Origin of the sequence: Hydrogenophaga sp., from assembly GCF_030158645.1 — a bacterium.
In the GTDB taxonomy this organism is placed as follows: Bacteria; Pseudomonadota; Gammaproteobacteria; order Burkholderiales; family Burkholderiaceae_C; genus Hydrogenophaga.
Genome location: NZ_JAOASO010000089.1, coordinates 78,175 through 92,210, shown reverse-complemented (window position 1 = coordinate 92,210; position 14,036 = coordinate 78,175). Strand labels below are relative to the sequence as shown.

Genomic DNA, 14,036 nt, shown 5'->3' with positions numbered 1-14,036 from the left:
CGCGGTGCGCGCCGTGCGTTTCAGGGTGATTGGGTCAGCGCCGCACGCAGCGTCTGGAGTTGAGCCGTCAGCGCTTGGCGTTGCTGGAGCGAGCACTGCGTTGCGCATGCGGCCTGGGCATAGACGTCGTGGGCCCGCTTCTGCAGCGCCTTGCCCGTGGCCGTGAGGGCAATGATCACGGAGCGTTCATCTTCCGGGCTGCGTTCCCGGCTCAGAAGACCTTGGGCGACCAGCTTGCGAACCAGCGGAACCAGGGTGCCGGCGTCCAGTGCCACCGCTTGTGCCAAGGCGCCGGCCGTGAGTTGTCTGTGCTGCCACAACGCCATCATCACGACGTATTGCGGAAAGGTGAGACCCAGAGGCGCCAGCAACGGCCTGTAGGTCTTGCTCATGGCCAAAGACGCGGCGTACAGCGCAAAGCACAGCTGGTTGCCGAGAAACAGATCGGCATCCGCAGGCGGGACTGATTTGGTCTTGGTTTGGGTTTTGGTCATGGAAAAGGACGGGCTCACATCTTTGATCAAAGTATATTTGATCAAAGGTAGTTGGCAAGAAAAGGCCCGCGTCGGGTTGATCAGACGGGCCCGCTTCATCGAATCCGCAGGTGGGTGGCCAGGTGGTTCAACACCACATCGACCTTGGGCAACAAGCGCTTGCTCTGCGGCCACACGATGTGCAGCGGCAGACCGTCCACGTCCAGGCTGGGCAGGATGGGCACCAGGCGGCCGGCCCGCAACGCTTCTTCGGCCAGCCAGGTGGCGAGCTGGGCCACGCCGAGACCAGCGAGCACCGCGTCCAGCTGCGCCTCGCCATGGCCCACGACCACGCGGCTTTCGATGCCGCGGCGCTCGGTGGGCCCCTGGTCGGACACGATCAGCCACGGGCTGGCCGTGCCGTCAGCCCGGCCATACGTCACCGTGTCGTGGCGCCAGAGATCTGGCAGCGTCTGCGGCGTGCCGTGCTGCTGCAGGTAGCCGGGCGATGCACAGAAGATCAGGCGCTCCTTGCCGAGGAAGCGGTGGCCCACGTTGGTGGGCCAGGTGTCGACGCCACCGATGCGCACGGCCAGGTCGATGCCTTCGTCGACCACATCGACAAACCGGTCGGTGAACGACACATGGGTCTGCAGCTTGGGGTGTTTGTTCACCAGCGCCAACAGCAAGGCCATCACCTGACGGCGGCCGAACGTCGCGGGGAGGTCCACCCGCAGCCGGCCTGACGGTTCTGCGGCGTCCGCAGCCAGCACGCGTTCGGCCGACTCCAGCTCCTCCAGCACGCGCACGCAGATGCGGTGGAAGGCGGCGCCCGCGTCGGTGAGCTGGAGTCGCCGGGTGGTGCGTTCAAAAAGGCGGGTGCCCAGCCGCGCCTCCAGGCGGGCGATGGCTTTGCCCACGGCCGAGCCGGTGAGGTTCAGCCGGTCCGCCGCGGCCGTGAAGTTGCCCGCGGCCACCGTGGCCACGAACACATCGATGCCTTTGAGCCGTTCTGCGCTGTGCATGCGAACTCCTGATTGAAGATTTCAGTTCCATGCTACTGGGAAAAATGATCGCAATACAGCTCACGATTCTTTAATAAGCTGGCCACGTTCCCCATTTCACAAGATCCATGACTTCGCTCAACCCCTCTGCAGCGTCCGGCTGCCCACCCTCAACCAAGGCCACAGGCCACCAGGCGTCCGTTTCCGTGCTCGCCGTGGCGGCTTTCGTGATCGTGACCACCGAGTTCCTCCTGGTGGGTTTGCTGCCCGCGCTGGCCCGAGACCTCGCCGTGTCCGTGTCGACGGCGGGCCAGCTGGTGACGCTGTTCGCCGTGATCGTGATGCTGTTCGGCCCCCCGCTCACCGCCTGGCTCGCGCACCAGGAACGCAAGCGCCTGTTCGTGGGTGTGCTGCTGCTGTTTGCAGCGTCCAACGCACTGGCCGCCATGGCGCCCAACCTCTGGACACTGGCCATCGCACGCATCGCGCCCGCGCTCGCGCTGCCGGTGTTCTGGGGCACGGCCAGCGAAACCGCCGCGCAGCTGGCCGGGCCTCAGCGCGCCAGCCGTGCAGTCGCCCGGGTCTACCTCGGCATTTCGGGTGCCATGCTGTTCGGCATTCCACTGGGCTCCGTGGCCGGCGAAGCCATGGGCTGGCGAGGCGCCTTCTGGGTGCTGGCCGCACTCTGCCTGCTGGTGGCAGCGCTGCTGCAGGTGACCATGCCGACCCTGGCCGCCACCCCGCGCGTGCGCCTGGCTGAGCAGGCCCGCATCCTGCGCGATCCGTTCTTTGTGGGCCATGTGCTGCTGTCGGTGGCGGTGTTCACCGCCATGTTCACCGGCTACACCTACCTGGCGGCGGTGCTCGAAACCATCGCGCAGGTGCCCTCGGCCCACGTGGGCTGGTGGCTCATGGGCTTTGGCGCCGTGGGCCTCGGTGGCAACTGGCTGGGCGGGCTGTGGGTCGACCGCCGACCCCTGGTCACCACCGCGGTCTTCAGCGTTCTGCTGGCGGTGGGCATGGTCGCCACCGTGCTGTTGGCCAGCGTGCCGGTGGGTCTGGTGTTCGCGCTGGCGGTCTGGGGCGTGGCCAACACCGCGCTCTACCCGGTGTGCCAGATCCGCGTGATGAAGTCCGCTCCGCAGGCCCAGGCACTGGCGGGCACCATCAATGTCTCGGCGGCCAACGGCGGCATCGCGCTTGGCGCCCTGCTCGGCGGCGCGAGCATCCCGCTGTGGGGGCTGGGCAGCGTGGCCTGGGTGGGGGCGGCGGTGGCCTGGGTGGCGGCACTTGCTGCGCTGTGGATGGCGCAGCGGCTTCGCGCTCAACGCTTGAGCTTGCCCACCTCGTCGGCCACCAGCGCGGCCAGCTGATCGGGGCCGAAGCTCGGCAAGCTGCGGCCGTTCACAAAGAAGGTGGGCGTCTTCGTGACCTGCAGCGCGGTGAGGTCTTCCACGTCTTGCTGCAACAGCGCCTGCATGCCGGGTTTCTCCATGTCCTGCCGCGCCTGGACGAGGTCCAGACCGGCCTGCCCGGCCGCCTTGAAGGCGTTCTCGAGGTTGGGCTGACCGTGGTCTGCCCACGCGGGCTGGGCCGCCAGCAAGGCCTCCAGCACCGCCGGGTATTTGCCCTGGCTTCGGGCCGCTTCCAGCAGCTTCACCACCACGTCCGAGCCCGGGTGGAACGGCGCATACCGGATGACGAGTTTCACGTCCTCGGGGTACTGCGCCATCAGGTTCTTGACGATGGGATAGAAGGCACGGCAGGTCTCGCAGGCCGGGTCAAAAAACTCGACGATGGTGACCGGCGCAGCCTGTGGACCGAGCACCGGCGAATGCATGCGCACCAGGCGCGACTGCTCGGTCTTGACCTGCACGTCTTGCGCGGTCTGCACACGCGACTGGTAGGCGTTCATGCCCAGGAAAAAGAACACGGCAACGAGGACCACGAGACCGATGACGGTGAGTTTTTTGGCGTTCATGAACGGGTTTTTCTCAAATAGACCAGCAGCACAAGCGCGATGGCCACGAAGGCCAGCAGTGACAACCAGGGGAGCTGGATGCCGTTGAGGATTTCCAGGCTCTGTTCACGGCAAGAGGGTCCGGCACCGCAAGGCACCCACCACTGGGGCACCCAGCCGGCGATCAGCGCAGCGTGATAGCCCGCCACGGCGGCACCGCTGAGTGCCAGCGGCAGCGCGTACACAGCACCGCGCCGGTCTTCGGTGAAAGCGGCCATGCCCAGGACGATGGCCAGCGGAAACATGAAGATGCGCTGGTACCAGCACAAGCGACAGGGCGTCATGCCCATGACCTCGCCGATGAACAGCGCGCCCAGCGTGGACACCAGGGCCACACCCCAGGCCGCCAGCAACATAGACCAGGCCCGCATCAGCGTGGCCCCTCAATGCGCGTGGCCATGGTGGTCCTCGCCTGCGCCCAGCTCCCCCCTCGCCTGCCGCATCACCGTCCACCCGCCGTGCAGCGCCAGCGCCGCCATGAGGCTGGCCACCGCCAGGTCGGGCCAGGCGGAGCCGGTGCCGAACACGCCGAGCGCAGCCATGAACACCGCCACGTTGCCGATGGCGTCGTTGCGCGAGCACAGCCACACGCTGCGCATGTTGGCGTCGCCTTCGCGAAACGCGTAGAGCATCCAAGCCACCGCCACGTTGGCCACCAGCGCCAACAGCGCCACCGCGCCCATGGTCATGGCCTGCGGCACGCCGCCGTGCCACACCGACCACACCGCAGCACCCAGCACATACAGGCCAAAGCCCATCATGCTCACGGCCTTGAGCAGGGCCGCGCGGGCGCGCCAGGCCAGCGCCGAGGCGAGCACCGCCAGCGACACGGCGTAGTTGAGCGCGTCGCCCGCGAAGTCCACCGCGTCGGCCAGCAACGAAAGAGAACCGGACCGGAAACCGGCGCCGATCTCCACCAGGAACATGGCGGCGTTGACGATCAGGGCGATCCAGAGGATCTTGCGGTAGCGGCCGAGGTTGACGATCGTGTCAACCTTGGGGGTCTCGTGGTCACAGCAATGGGCGGACATGGTTTTTCCTTTCGGTGCCTGCATTGGAAACCCTGGAGCCGCTACAGTGTCAAGCACGGGTTTGAACGAAGGGCTTCACCATGCAGATCAAGGAACTGGCCCGCGCCACGGGCGTGGATTTGGAAACCATCCGCTACTACGAGAAACAGGGCCTGCTGCCCGAGCCGGCGCGGCGCGACAACGGTTACCGCGACTACGCGGCGGAGCATCTGGAGCGCCTGTCTTTCATCCGCCACTGCCGCGCGCTGGACATGCCGCTGGCCGATGTGAACCGGCTGCTGGGTTTTGTGGACCTGCCCAGCGCCGACTGCAGCGACGTGGACCTGCTGGTGGACGAGCAGCTGGCGCGTGTGCGCGCGCGGCTCAAGAGCATGCGGGCGCTGGAGAAGCAGTTGCTGCAGTTGCGTGCGCGCTGCTCGGGCACGCACCAAGGGCATTGCGGCATTCTGGACGAGCTGGTGTCGGCCGCGCACGGCGAGGCCTGTGCCTGCCACGGGGTACCATGAGGCCCCACCTGTCCGCCCCCAGCCAGCCCGTCACACCATGACCTTGCGAACCGCTCTGCCTGCCAGACCCGCTGCGCTCACGCGCGGCTTGCGGTGGCTGGTGTTGCTGGCCTTGGTGGTGGGGACCTTGCTGGCGGCCGTGGGCCAGGTGAAGTCTCACGGCCTGGCGGAACTGGTGGCGACGCACCAGGACACGCATTCGCACGAAGACGTTGCCCACGACCACCACCCGAGCGGCATCAACACGGCAGCCGACCACACCCACCATGGCGCCGACCACTCGCACGACAAGGCCCACGCGCTGCCTCAAGCGTGGAACTGCGCCACTGCAAAGCCGTCGAGCTGGGCGGTCACACCCGGACACTGGGTTGAACTGGTGGAGGCGTTCCGGCTGGAACGCCCACCCATGGTCTGAAAGACGCTTTGTCTTTGCGCTGCCTGCCGGCAGCGGTTTCGTTTCTCAGACCAATGGAGTCTTCATGCACAGCTTTCTTCAAGACAGGCTGCCACGTTCGCCATGGGCGACCGGGTCCGCGCACCTGTTGCTTTTATCGATGTTCTTCATCTCGCTGCTCTTCGCATCACCCGAGGCCCTGGCCCATGCGGTGACCGAGGGCGACAAGGGCTACATCCAGGAAATTTCAGGCGTTCACGTGCTGCCCTTCATGTACCTGGGGGCCAAGCACATGGTGACGGGCTACGACCACCTGTTGTTCCTGTTCGGTGTGATCTTCTTCCTGTACCGGCTCTCGCACATCGGCCTCTACGTGAGTCTCTTTGCGCTGGGTCACTCCACCACCATGGTTCTGGGCGTGTACTTCAACGTCGGGATCAACAGCTACCTGATCGACGCAATCATCGGCTTGTCGGTGGTCTACAAGGCGCTGGACAACCTCGGGGCCTTCCAGCGCTGGCTGGGCTTCCAGCCCGACACGCGCGTGGCCACACTGGTGTTTGGTCTGTTCCACGGTTTTGGCCTGGCCACCAAGATCCTCGAATACGGGATCTCGCCCGACGGCCTGGTCCCCAACCTGCTGGCGTTCAACGTCGGCGTGGAAATCGGTCAGCTGCTGGCACTCACCGTCATCCTCATCGGCATGGGCTTCTGGCGGCGCACACCCAGCTTTGCGCGCCACGCTTACACCGCCAACGTCGCCATGATGAGTGCGGGCTTCATCCTGGTGGGCATGCAGCTCACCGGTTACTTCGTATCGTGAACCCATCGGATATTTCAACCATGTACAACGCCAACACACCACTGTCTGCAGACCTGCCGTCATCCCGGCAACTGCTGCGCTCCACACTGCTCGCGGCCATCGCGGCCGCCGTTCTGCTGATCACCGTCGTTTTGCCGGCCGAGTACGGCATCGATCCCACCGGCGTCGGGCGCACCCTGCGACTGACCGAGATGGGAGAGATCAAGCAGCAGTTGGCAGCAGAGGCCGAGTCAGACGCAGCGGCAGCCCCCATGGCGCAAGCCACATCCAACGCTGCGCCGACGGCCGTCCCTCAGGCGGCGGCACCTGCCGTCGAAGCCGCAACAACAGCACCCTGGCGCGACGAAATGAGCGTGACGCTCACCCCGGGCGAAGGCGCCGAGATCAAGCTGCGCATGCAGGCCGGCGACAAAGCCGACTTTCGCTGGGTGGTGCAAGGTGGCGCGGTGAATTTCGACACGCACGGCGATGGCGGTGGACGCTCCATCAGCTATGAGAAAGGGCGTGGCGTGGCGGAAGACGAGGGTGAACTCGTGGCCGCTTTCACCGGCAACCACGGCTGGTACTGGCGCAACCGCGGCCAGGCCGATGTGACCCTGGTGCTGCGCACGCGCGGCACCTACAGCGACATCAAGCGGGCCATCTGATGGGACAGCCGACCTCAGGCGTCGAGTGTGATGAGCCCTTCGGACACGTAGCGCTTGAAGTCGGCCAGCGGCATCGCCGCCGAACCGTGCGTCTCCTCATCGGTCCAGCTCAGCGTCACGTCGTTGATGCCCGTGTTCAAGTCCACCGGACCTGGGCGAATTTCAACGTTCGGGCCGTCGCCACTGCGGTATTCGACCTTGCCGACGATGTGTGCTTTTTGTGCCATGAGAGTCCCCCAGTGAAAGACATCGAGCATCACCGTTCAGGGGCCACACAGTCGGTGCGCTGGCATACGCTCGGTGCATCGCCCCACCGCGCTGCCGAATGACCCACACCCCGATGTCTCCTGCCCTGCGCGGCGGCCTGCTGGCCTTGGTGGCCGCTGTGCTGTTTGGCTTGAGCACACCGCTGGTGCAGCGCTTCGGCACGGGTGTGGGGCCGTTCACCACCGCGGCCCTGCTCTACGCTGGCGCGGCCTTGGTGGCGCGCCTGCTGAGACGGCCCACCCAGCGCGAAGCGCAGCTGCGACGCACCGATCTGACCCGCCTGCTCGCCATGGCGGCTTGCGGTGCGGTGATCGGGCCGGTGGCGCTGGCCTGGGGCCTGCAACGCACCAGTGGTTCAAGCGCCTCGCTCATGCTCACGCTGGAAGCGGTGTTCACCGCGGTGCTGGCCTGGCGCTGGTTTGGTGAAACCATGGACCGCCGCGTGATCGGCGCGGTGGTGCTGCTGCTCGCCGGTGGCGCGCTGCTGGTCGTCGAGCAAGGACTGGCGGGTCAGGTGCAACTGCTGGGCCTGCTGGCGGTGGCGCTGGCCACCGCAGCCTGGGGCGTGGACAACACGCTCTCGCGCGGCGTGGCCGACCGCGACCCCGGCCAGGTGGTGTGGGCCAAGGCGCTGCTGGGCAGTGCGGCCACCGTGACGCTGGCCTTCCTGTCGCGAGAGGCTCTGCCCGGCTGGACCAACGCACTGGCCCTGCTGGCCGTGGGCGCCACCGGCTATGGCCTGAGCCTGCGTTTCTATCTGCTGGCGCAGCGCACCTTTGGCGCGGCGCGCACCGGCTCGGTGTTCGCCTTCGCACCCTTCATCGGCGCGGCCGGCGCATTCGCGCTCGGTGAGCGCTCGGCCACGGCACTCATGGCCGTGGGCGGCGGCCTCATGGTGTTGGGCGTGCTGCTGCACCTGGTGGAGCGCCACAGCCATGCCCACACGCACGAGGCGCTGGAACACGAACACGCCCATTCACACAACGACGGGCACCACCTGCACACGCACGAGCCCATGCCCGAAGGTGCTCACAGCCACTGGCACACCCACCCACCGATGCAGCACGAGCACCCGCATGTGCCGGATGCGCACCACCTGCACCGGCACTGAGCCGCGGATCAGGCGCTCTTGCGGCTGTCGCTGATCCAGTCGGAGGCGGCGAACAGGAGACCCGAGATCACGAAGGTGAGGTGGATCGCGATCTTCCAGCCGATCTGCTCGCCGGTGAGCGTGGTGCTGACCAGAAACGCCTTGAGCAGCTCCACCGCAGAGATGGCGACGATGGCGCCGATCAGCTTCATCTTGAGGTCGGAAAAGCTGACCTTGCCCATCCAGCCGGGCCGGTCTTCGTGGTCGCCAATGCTCAGCTTGGAAACGAAGTTCTCATAGCCGCTGAACACGATGATGAGCAGCAGCACCGCAATGAGCGCGGTGTCCACCAGCGTGAGGATGGAGATGATCGCGTCGTGCTCGTAGAGGCCCAGCACCCCCATGAGCAGGGACACCAGTTCCTTGCCGAACTTGAGCAGCAGCACGAGCATGGCGATGATCAGGCCGATGAAGAAAGGCGCGAGGATCCAGCGGCTGGCGAAGATCGCCGATTCCATGAGCCGCTCGAAGGAGTTGGATGTGTTTTTCATGTTGAGAATGTTTCAGGGCTGGCCACGCGGCGTCCTGGCACGCATGAGACTCACCACAAGCGTGATGATGGTCAGCGGCAACACGAAACTGAGCATGACCGACGAGAAACCCGGCAGCGCATCGTGGTGTTGTGAGGCCAGGATCATGTAGGCCACATAGGCTGCGTAGTACGCCAGAAAAACCCCGCCTTCCCAGCGAGCAATCTCGCGTCCGCTCAGAAACACCGGCAAGCAGGCCAGCGAGACCGCGAGCATGACCCAGATGTCGAAGTTGAGGATCGACGGAGCAAGGCTCAGGCCCAGGTCGCCCGACACCAGACCGCTGAGACCCAGGCAGCCCAGGATGTTGAAGGTGTTGCTGCCCACGACGTTGCCCACGGCGATGTCGCGCTCGCCTTTGAAGGCGGCGGTCAGCGAGGTGGCCACCTCGGGCATGGACGTGCCGGCGGCCACGATGGTCAGACCGATCACGAGGTCGCTCACACCCAACGCCTTGGCGAACACCACCGAGGCGGAAACCAGCCAGTCAGACCCCACCACGAGCAGCGCCAGTCCGGCCACGATCAGGGCGATCTGCGCAGGCCACTTGCCGTCCCAGGCATCCCGCTCGGCGGGTTGGAGCTCGGCGTCAAATTCGGCGGTGTTGGCGGCCGATTCGCGGCGCGACTGCACGATGAGGAAGGCGGTGTAAGCCACCATCAAGGCCATCAGGATGGCGCCGTCCCACAGGCTGAGGTTGCCATCAAGTCCGAGGGCCAGCAGCAGCAGGGCGGAGCCGATCATGATGGGCACCTCCTGGCGGATCAGCTGCACATGCACGATGAGCGGGGCCACCAGCGCGCTGATGCCCAGGATGAACAGCACGTTGAAAATGTTGCTGCCCACCACGTTGCCCACCGCGATGTCGGTCTGGCCATTGAGCACGGCGCCGGTGGACACGGCCACCTCGGGTGCGCTGGTACCGAACGCGACGATGGTCAGGCCCACGACCAGCGGCGATATGCCGAACGACAGGGCCAGCTTGGATGCACCACGCACCAGCGCACTCGCACCAAAGACCAACGCGACCAGGCCCGCGAAAAACACTGCCATCTGAATCAACATGGAGAAGCCCTCAAGAAACGAACAGAGGTCCCAGGATCAAGACCGCCGCCTTGATCATCGCCCAAACCACACCCCAGACCACCGCACCCGCCACCGCCGAGGCCAGCAAACCGAGCGCAATCCACACACCATCGCGCTCCAGCACACCCAGCGCCAGCACGCTGATGGCCAACGCGGGCAAGGTATTGCCCAAGGGTACAGGCAACATCAACACCATGGCCAGCACGAGGCAGACCAGTCCGACCGCGTATTCCACCGGTGGCCGGACCAGACCGTGCAGGCGCGGCTTGAGCAGTTTCTCGGCCTTGGCGAGCCACGGCACGATGCGCCGCACCAGCGTGGAGAGATCGTCGCGTGAGAGCGAGCGCCGCGTCACAAAGCCCGGCAGCCACGGCCGCATGCCCAGCATGAGCTGGGCCGAGAGAAACAGCAGCGGCGCGCCCAGCAGGGTGGAGACGCCCGGTGGCACCGGCAGGATGTTGGGCGCTGCAAAAAAGAACATCAGCGCGCCGATCGCACGGTCACCCAGCGCCGCAAGCAGATCGCCCACCGAGATGCGCTCTCGGCTGTGGTCGTTCGCCAGGCGCAAAAGCACCACCGACAGCGGCACACTGCCCGGCGGCAAGACAGCCAGACCCTGGTCTGTGCGCCGGCCAAAGGGTGAATGGCTCATATGCCGGTGGGCGCTTCCTCGACCTCGCCCTCGGCATCGGCCACGACGCGGGTGGCCAGCACCTTGTCGATGGTGCGGCCATCCATGTCCACGATCTCCAGACGCCAGCCTTCCCAGGTCACGGTGTCACTCTCCTTCGGCAGCCGGCCGGTGAGCAACATCATCAAACCGCTGAGCGTGTGGTAGCGGCCACGCTCTTCGTCCGGCACGCTGTCGAGCTGCAAGCGGTCCTTGAGTTCGGGCACGGGAATGTGGCCGTCGAGCAGCCAGCTGCCGTCTTCGCGCAGCATGGCCCAGGAGGTCTCGGGGTCCTTCGGGCTGAACTCGCCGGTGATGGCCTCGATCAGGTCCTGCAACGTCACGATGCCCTGCACTTCGCCGTATTCGTCGATGACGAACGCCATGTGCACGTCGGACTGGCGGAAGTTGTCCAGCAGCTCCATGCCGGTGATGGTCTCGGGCACGTACAGCGGCGCCTGCAGCGGCTGGCCGCCCAGTTCGCGTTGCTCGCCACGCAGCGCCTGCGAGAGCCATTTGCGCGCATTGACCACACCCACCACGTTGCTCATGTTGCCGTGGACCACGGGGAAGCGCGCGTGGTCCGACGCCTCCACGCGGGCCATGTTCACCTCGAAGCTCTGGTCAAGATCCAGCACCACCACGTCGCTGCGCGGCACCATGAGCGAGCCGATCTGGCGGTCGTCCAGCCGGAACACGTTGCGCACCATGGTGTGCTCGTGGGTCTCGATCACGCCCGCCGTGGTGCCTTCGGCCAGCATGGCGTGGATCTCTTCTTCGGTCACTGCTGCGCCGGTGTTTTCCTTGACGCCGAGAAGCTTCATGAGCGCGCGGGTGGACACAGAGAGGAACAACACAAAGGGCTTGGTGGCGATGGCGAGCCAGTTGATGGGCCGTGCCACCAGACGCGCCAGCGCTTCGGGGTTCGATTGCCCGATGCGCTTGGGCACCAGTTCGCCCACGACGATGGAGAAGTAGGTGATGAGCACCACCACCAGGCCGGTGGCGGCGTAAGCGCTGTACGGATCGGCCACGCCCAGCGAGGCAAGCCAGAGCGCCAGCGGCGCGGCCAGCGCCGCCTCACCGACGATGCCGTTGAGCACGCCGATGGAGGTGATGCCGATCTGGATGGTGGAGAGAAAACGCGTGGGGTCTTCCCCCAGCTTCACGGCCGCTGCAGCGGATTTGTCGCCCTCATCGATGAGTTTTTGCAGGCGCACCTTGCGCGCAGTGACCAGCGCGATCTCCGACATGGCGAACAGGCCATTGAGCAGGATCAACGCAAACAGGATGGCAATTTCCATGGGGTCTTTGAAAGCTCCGGAAAGTCAAAAGAAGTGGGAGGCAGCGGCTTGTGACAGCGGCTCAGGTGGCACTCAGCACACCCGTGGCCAGCAACACCAGCACCACGCAGCCCAGGGCAACGCGGTACACCACAAACGGCATGTAGCCGCGGGTGGACACCAGCCGCAGAAACCACACGATCACGCCGTAACCGACCACGAAGGCGATCAGCGTGGCGAGTGCGGTCGGACCCGGGGCGATGGGACTGCCCAGCTCCCAGCTGCGGTAGAGCTGGTAGAAGCCCGAGGCCATCACGGCCGGTATGGCCAGCAGAAAGGAATAACGCGCCGCGGCCTCGCGGGTGTAACCCATGAGCAGGCCGGCGGTGATGGTTCCACCCGAGCGGGACACGCCGGGGATCAAGGCCATGGCTTGCGCCAGCCCGAACATCAGCCCGTGGCCCCAGGAGAGCTCCTTGAGTGTCCGCTGCTTGGTGCCCACACGGTCCGCCATCGCGAGGATCACGCCGAACACGATCAGCATCACGGCGGTGATCACCAGGTTGCGCAGCGTGCCTTCGATGGCGTCCTTGAACGCCAGACCCAACAAGGCAATGGGCAGCGTGCCGATGAGAATCAGCCAGCCCATGCGCGCATCGGGATCGCGGCGCCACTCGGGCTGCGTCAGCGACTTCCACCAGGCCTGCAGGATGCGCAGAAGGTCCTTGCGGAAGTAGATCAAGACCGCCGCCTCGGTGCCAATCTGGGTGATGGCCGTGAAAGCCGCGCCCGGATCACCACCCGAAGGCAACAGGGGGCCCAGGATGCGCAGGTGCGCGCTGGACGACACCGGCAGGAACTCGGTGAGCCCCTGCACCAGACCCAGGAAGGCAGCTTCGGCCCAGACCGTGGCGCTCACGGCTTCCAGGCCGATCGGCAGCCGCGCTGCGGTTCACTCGTCACGCGAACCGCCCAGACCCAGCAACATCAGCAGGCTCTGGAACACGTTGAACAGGCTCAGGTAAACGCCCAATGTGGCGGTGATGTAGTTGGTCTCGTGGCCGTCCTGCACGCGCTTGAGGTCGTACAGGATGAAGGCCGAGAAGATGCCGATGGCCAACACCGCCAACGTGATCATGAGCGCACCCGACTGGATGAAGACGTTGGCCACACCGGCCACCAGCAGCATGATCGCGCCGATGAACAGGAACTTGCCCATGCTGGTCAGGTCGCGCTTGATGATGGACGACAGCGCCGCCATGCCCAGAAAGATCGCGCCCGTGCCGGCAAAGGCCGTCATCACGAGCCCAGCCCCGTTGGAAAGACCCAGCACCGTGCCCACCAGGCGCGAGAGCATCAGGCCCATGAAGAAGGTGAACGCCAGCAGCACCGGCACGCCAGCGGCGGAGTTTTTGGTTTTTTCGATGGCGAACATGAAGCCGAACGCACCCCCCATGAAGACGATCAGGCCCATGAAACCGGTGAGCCCGGAGGTGATGCCGGTGGCCAGGCCGACCCAGGCGCCGAGCACCGTGGGGATCATCGACAAGGACAACAGCCAGTAGGTGTTGCGCAGCACGCGGTTGCGTTCAACCAGCGCGGCGCTGGTGGGGGAATGGGCAGAAAGACTCGTGTTCATGGTGAGGTCCGTTCGGTGGATGAAATCAAAAAGGGATGGGTTGCCGCGAGCAGCTCGCGACGCTTCGGCGCTGCGGGCTCACGGGAGCAAAGCGGGGTGTGGGCCGCCGCGGCGGCTCCACCTCAGGCCGGGTGTGAGGCCTGTTGTGGTGGGCGGAGCAATCCGTCCAACGAGGGCGGCACCGCGGCACGCTGCCGATAGCCGATGCTGGAGCCGCCGTCGACAGGGGGTCGCTGCACCAGCACGGTTTTGGGCAGGCTGTCGGGAAGATCGGGCACTTGGTCCACCAGCGCGTGGTTCACGGCCGCCTCACCCAACGCCTTGCCTTGCGGCGCCGACTCCGCATCGCCGGGTGCACTCTGCAGCGCGGAAAGGACGGGCGCCTGCAGTGCCGCTGCGCTGTGTGCTCCGCCCAATGCGAACGCGCTCACACTCAAAAAGAAGTGGAGCGCGAAGATCGCGATGAGGCAGCGGCGCATGGTGGCCTGAGTATATCGGTCCCAAAAAAAAGGC

Annotated in this window: 19 protein-coding genes; 6 read left to right on the top strand and 13 right to left on the bottom strand. The window is 65.8% G+C overall.

All coding sequences use genetic code 11. The annotated features are described in order from the left end of the window. Positions 1–20 precede the first annotated feature (20 nt). Entirely contained in the window at positions 21–593 is a 573-nt protein-coding gene (locus tag Q1W68_RS09740; RefSeq protein WP_366146697.1) for a MarR family transcriptional regulator, read from the bottom strand. After that, a complete protein-coding gene (locus Q1W68_RS09735; protein ID WP_300649584.1) occupies positions 590–1,498 on the bottom strand; it encodes a LysR family transcriptional regulator in 909 nt (302 codons plus the stop codon). The genes Q1W68_RS09740 and Q1W68_RS09735 overlap by 4 nt, the downstream gene beginning before the upstream one ends. Before the next feature lie 107 nt (positions 1,499–1,605). On the opposite strand from Q1W68_RS09735, the gene Q1W68_RS09730 reads away from it, so the two are divergent. Further along, positions 1,606–2,850: an MFS transporter gene (locus Q1W68_RS09730; protein ID WP_300649582.1), complete on the top strand. Its 1,245-nt coding sequence runs from the start codon at positions 1,606–1,608 to the stop codon at positions 2,848–2,850. Here Q1W68_RS09730 and Q1W68_RS09725 read toward each other — a convergent pair. From Q1W68_RS09725 to Q1W68_RS09715, 3 genes are read right to left on the bottom strand one after another with little or no spacing between them, the layout of a single operon-like run. Next, on the bottom strand, positions 2,802–3,458 hold the full coding sequence (locus Q1W68_RS09725) for a thioredoxin domain-containing protein (RefSeq protein ID WP_300649580.1): 657 nt from the start codon (positions 3,456–3,458) through the stop codon (positions 2,802–2,804). The two genes, Q1W68_RS09730 and Q1W68_RS09725, sit on opposite strands and share 49 nt — an antisense overlap. Continuing rightward, complete coding sequence (locus tag Q1W68_RS09720; protein WP_300649578.1) at positions 3,455–3,868, bottom strand: disulfide bond formation protein B; 414 nt, start codon at positions 3,866–3,868, stop codon at positions 3,455–3,457. Before Q1W68_RS09720 ends, Q1W68_RS09725 begins: the two co-directional genes overlap by 4 nt. A gap of 12 nt (positions 3,869–3,880) precedes the next feature. After that, entirely contained in the window at positions 3,881–4,528 is a 648-nt protein-coding gene (locus Q1W68_RS09715) for a cation transporter (RefSeq protein WP_300649576.1), read from the bottom strand. An 80-nt stretch (positions 4,529–4,608) separates the two neighbouring features. Here Q1W68_RS09715 and Q1W68_RS09710 point away from each other — a divergent pair, with 80 nt between their 5' ends. The 4 genes from Q1W68_RS09710 to Q1W68_RS09695 all read left to right on the top strand — a co-directional run bounded on the left by Q1W68_RS09710 (position 4,609) and on the right by Q1W68_RS09695 (position 6,898). Continuing rightward, a complete protein-coding gene (locus tag Q1W68_RS09710; RefSeq protein ID WP_300649574.1) occupies positions 4,609–5,034 on the top strand; it encodes a Cd(II)/Pb(II)-responsive transcriptional regulator in 426 nt (141 codons plus the stop codon). A gap of 37 nt (positions 5,035–5,071) precedes the next feature. Next, positions 5,072–5,449: a hypothetical protein gene (locus Q1W68_RS09705; RefSeq protein WP_300649572.1), complete on the top strand. Its 378-nt coding sequence runs from the start codon at positions 5,072–5,074 to the stop codon at positions 5,447–5,449. A 139-nt stretch (positions 5,450–5,588) separates the two neighbouring features. Beyond that, positions 5,589–6,251, top strand: a complete 663-nt coding sequence (locus Q1W68_RS09700) for a HupE/UreJ family protein (RefSeq protein ID WP_300649570.1) — start codon at positions 5,589–5,591, stop codon at positions 6,249–6,251. 20 nt (positions 6,252–6,271) lie between these two features. Beyond that, the gene (locus Q1W68_RS09695) at positions 6,272–6,898 is read left to right on the top strand and encodes a transmembrane anchor protein (protein WP_300649568.1); all 627 of its coding nucleotides are present in this window, start codon (positions 6,272–6,274) and stop codon (positions 6,896–6,898) included. 14 nt (positions 6,899–6,912) lie between these two features. On the opposite strand, the gene Q1W68_RS09690 is transcribed toward Q1W68_RS09695, so the two are convergent. Continuing rightward, on the bottom strand, positions 6,913–7,125 hold the full coding sequence (locus Q1W68_RS09690; protein ID WP_300649567.1) for a hypothetical protein: 213 nt from the start codon (positions 7,123–7,125) through the stop codon (positions 6,913–6,915). 98 nt (positions 7,126–7,223) lie between these two features. Between Q1W68_RS09690 and Q1W68_RS09685 the strand changes: the two genes are divergently transcribed. Next, positions 7,224–8,276, top strand: coding sequence for an EamA family transporter (locus Q1W68_RS09685; protein WP_300658679.1), 1,053 nt, complete (start codon positions 7,224–7,226; stop codon positions 8,274–8,276). 8 nt (positions 8,277–8,284) lie between these two features. On the opposite strand, the gene Q1W68_RS09680 is transcribed toward Q1W68_RS09685, so the two are convergent. From Q1W68_RS09680 to Q1W68_RS09650, 7 genes are all read right to left on the bottom strand, one after another. Further along, complete coding sequence (locus tag Q1W68_RS09680) at positions 8,285–8,806, bottom strand: TIGR00645 family protein (RefSeq protein ID WP_300649563.1); 522 nt, start codon at positions 8,804–8,806, stop codon at positions 8,285–8,287. Positions 8,807–8,818: 12 nt separating this feature from the next. Then, a complete protein-coding gene (locus Q1W68_RS09675) occupies positions 8,819–9,898 on the bottom strand; it encodes a calcium/sodium antiporter (RefSeq protein WP_300658677.1) in 1,080 nt (359 codons plus the stop codon). Between the two features lie 22 nt (positions 9,899–9,920). Next, positions 9,921–10,583 (bottom strand): exopolysaccharide biosynthesis protein, encoded by a 663-nt coding sequence (locus Q1W68_RS09670; RefSeq protein WP_300649559.1) that lies wholly within the window; start codon positions 10,581–10,583, stop codon positions 9,921–9,923. Further along, the gene (locus tag Q1W68_RS09665) at positions 10,580–11,905 is read right to left on the bottom strand and encodes a hemolysin family protein (protein ID WP_300649557.1); all 1,326 of its coding nucleotides are present in this window, start codon (positions 11,903–11,905) and stop codon (positions 10,580–10,582) included. Before Q1W68_RS09665 ends, Q1W68_RS09670 begins: the two co-directional genes overlap by 4 nt. 61 nt (positions 11,906–11,966) lie before the next feature. Then, positions 11,967–12,803, bottom strand: coding sequence for an undecaprenyl-diphosphate phosphatase (locus Q1W68_RS09660; protein WP_300649555.1), 837 nt, complete (start codon positions 12,801–12,803; stop codon positions 11,967–11,969). A 33-nt stretch (positions 12,804–12,836) separates the two neighbouring features. Next, on the bottom strand, positions 12,837–13,523 hold the full coding sequence (locus Q1W68_RS09655; RefSeq protein WP_300649553.1) for a Bax inhibitor-1 family protein: 687 nt from the start codon (positions 13,521–13,523) through the stop codon (positions 12,837–12,839). Between the two features lie 122 nt (positions 13,524–13,645). Then, complete coding sequence (locus Q1W68_RS09650) at positions 13,646–14,002, bottom strand: hypothetical protein (protein WP_300649551.1); 357 nt, start codon at positions 14,000–14,002, stop codon at positions 13,646–13,648. Positions 14,003–14,036 lie beyond the last annotated feature (34 nt).

Bases quoted from the DNA above. Each gene is read 5' to 3' on its own strand.
- Q1W68_RS09740 (WP_366146697.1), bottom strand. From the start codon at position 593: ATGAAGCGGGCCCGTCTGATCAACCCGACGCGGGCCTTTTCTTGCCAA.
- Q1W68_RS09735 (WP_300649584.1), bottom strand. From the start codon at position 1,498: ATGCACAGCGCAGAACGGCTCAAAGGCATCGATGTGTTCGTGGCCACG.
- Q1W68_RS09730 (WP_300649582.1), top strand. From the start codon at position 1,606: ATGACTTCGCTCAACCCCTCTGCAGCGTCCGGCTGCCCACCCTCAACC.
- Q1W68_RS09725 (WP_300649580.1), bottom strand. From the start codon at position 3,458: ATGAACGCCAAAAAACTCACCGTCATCGGTCTCGTGGTCCTCGTTGCC.
- Q1W68_RS09720 (WP_300649578.1), bottom strand. From the start codon at position 3,868: ATGCGGGCCTGGTCTATGTTGCTGGCGGCCTGGGGTGTGGCCCTGGTG.
- Q1W68_RS09715 (WP_300649576.1), bottom strand. From the start codon at position 4,528: ATGTCCGCCCATTGCTGTGACCACGAGACCCCCAAGGTTGACACGATC.
- Q1W68_RS09710 (WP_300649574.1), top strand. From the start codon at position 4,609: ATGCAGATCAAGGAACTGGCCCGCGCCACGGGCGTGGATTTGGAAACC.
- Q1W68_RS09705 (WP_300649572.1), top strand. From the start codon at position 5,072: ATGACCTTGCGAACCGCTCTGCCTGCCAGACCCGCTGCGCTCACGCGC.
- Q1W68_RS09700 (WP_300649570.1), top strand. From the start codon at position 5,589: ATGTTCTTCATCTCGCTGCTCTTCGCATCACCCGAGGCCCTGGCCCAT.
- Q1W68_RS09695 (WP_300649568.1), top strand. From the start codon at position 6,272: ATGTACAACGCCAACACACCACTGTCTGCAGACCTGCCGTCATCCCGG.
- Q1W68_RS09690 (WP_300649567.1), bottom strand. From the start codon at position 7,125: ATGGCACAAAAAGCACACATCGTCGGCAAGGTCGAATACCGCAGTGGC.
- Q1W68_RS09685 (WP_300658679.1), top strand. From the start codon at position 7,224: ATGACCCACACCCCGATGTCTCCTGCCCTGCGCGGCGGCCTGCTGGCC.
- Q1W68_RS09680 (WP_300649563.1), bottom strand. From the start codon at position 8,806: ATGAAAAACACATCCAACTCCTTCGAGCGGCTCATGGAATCGGCGATC.
- Q1W68_RS09675 (WP_300658677.1), bottom strand. From the start codon at position 9,898: ATGGCAGTGTTTTTCGCGGGCCTGGTCGCGTTGGTCTTTGGTGCGAGT.
- Q1W68_RS09670 (WP_300649559.1), bottom strand. From the start codon at position 10,583: ATGAGCCATTCACCCTTTGGCCGGCGCACAGACCAGGGTCTGGCTGTC.
- Q1W68_RS09665 (WP_300649557.1), bottom strand. From the start codon at position 11,905: ATGGAAATTGCCATCCTGTTTGCGTTGATCCTGCTCAATGGCCTGTTC.
- Q1W68_RS09655 (WP_300649553.1), bottom strand. From the start codon at position 13,523: ATGAACACGAGTCTTTCTGCCCATTCCCCCACCAGCGCCGCGCTGGTT.
- Q1W68_RS09650 (WP_300649551.1), bottom strand. From the start codon at position 14,002: ATGCGCCGCTGCCTCATCGCGATCTTCGCGCTCCACTTCTTTTTGAGT.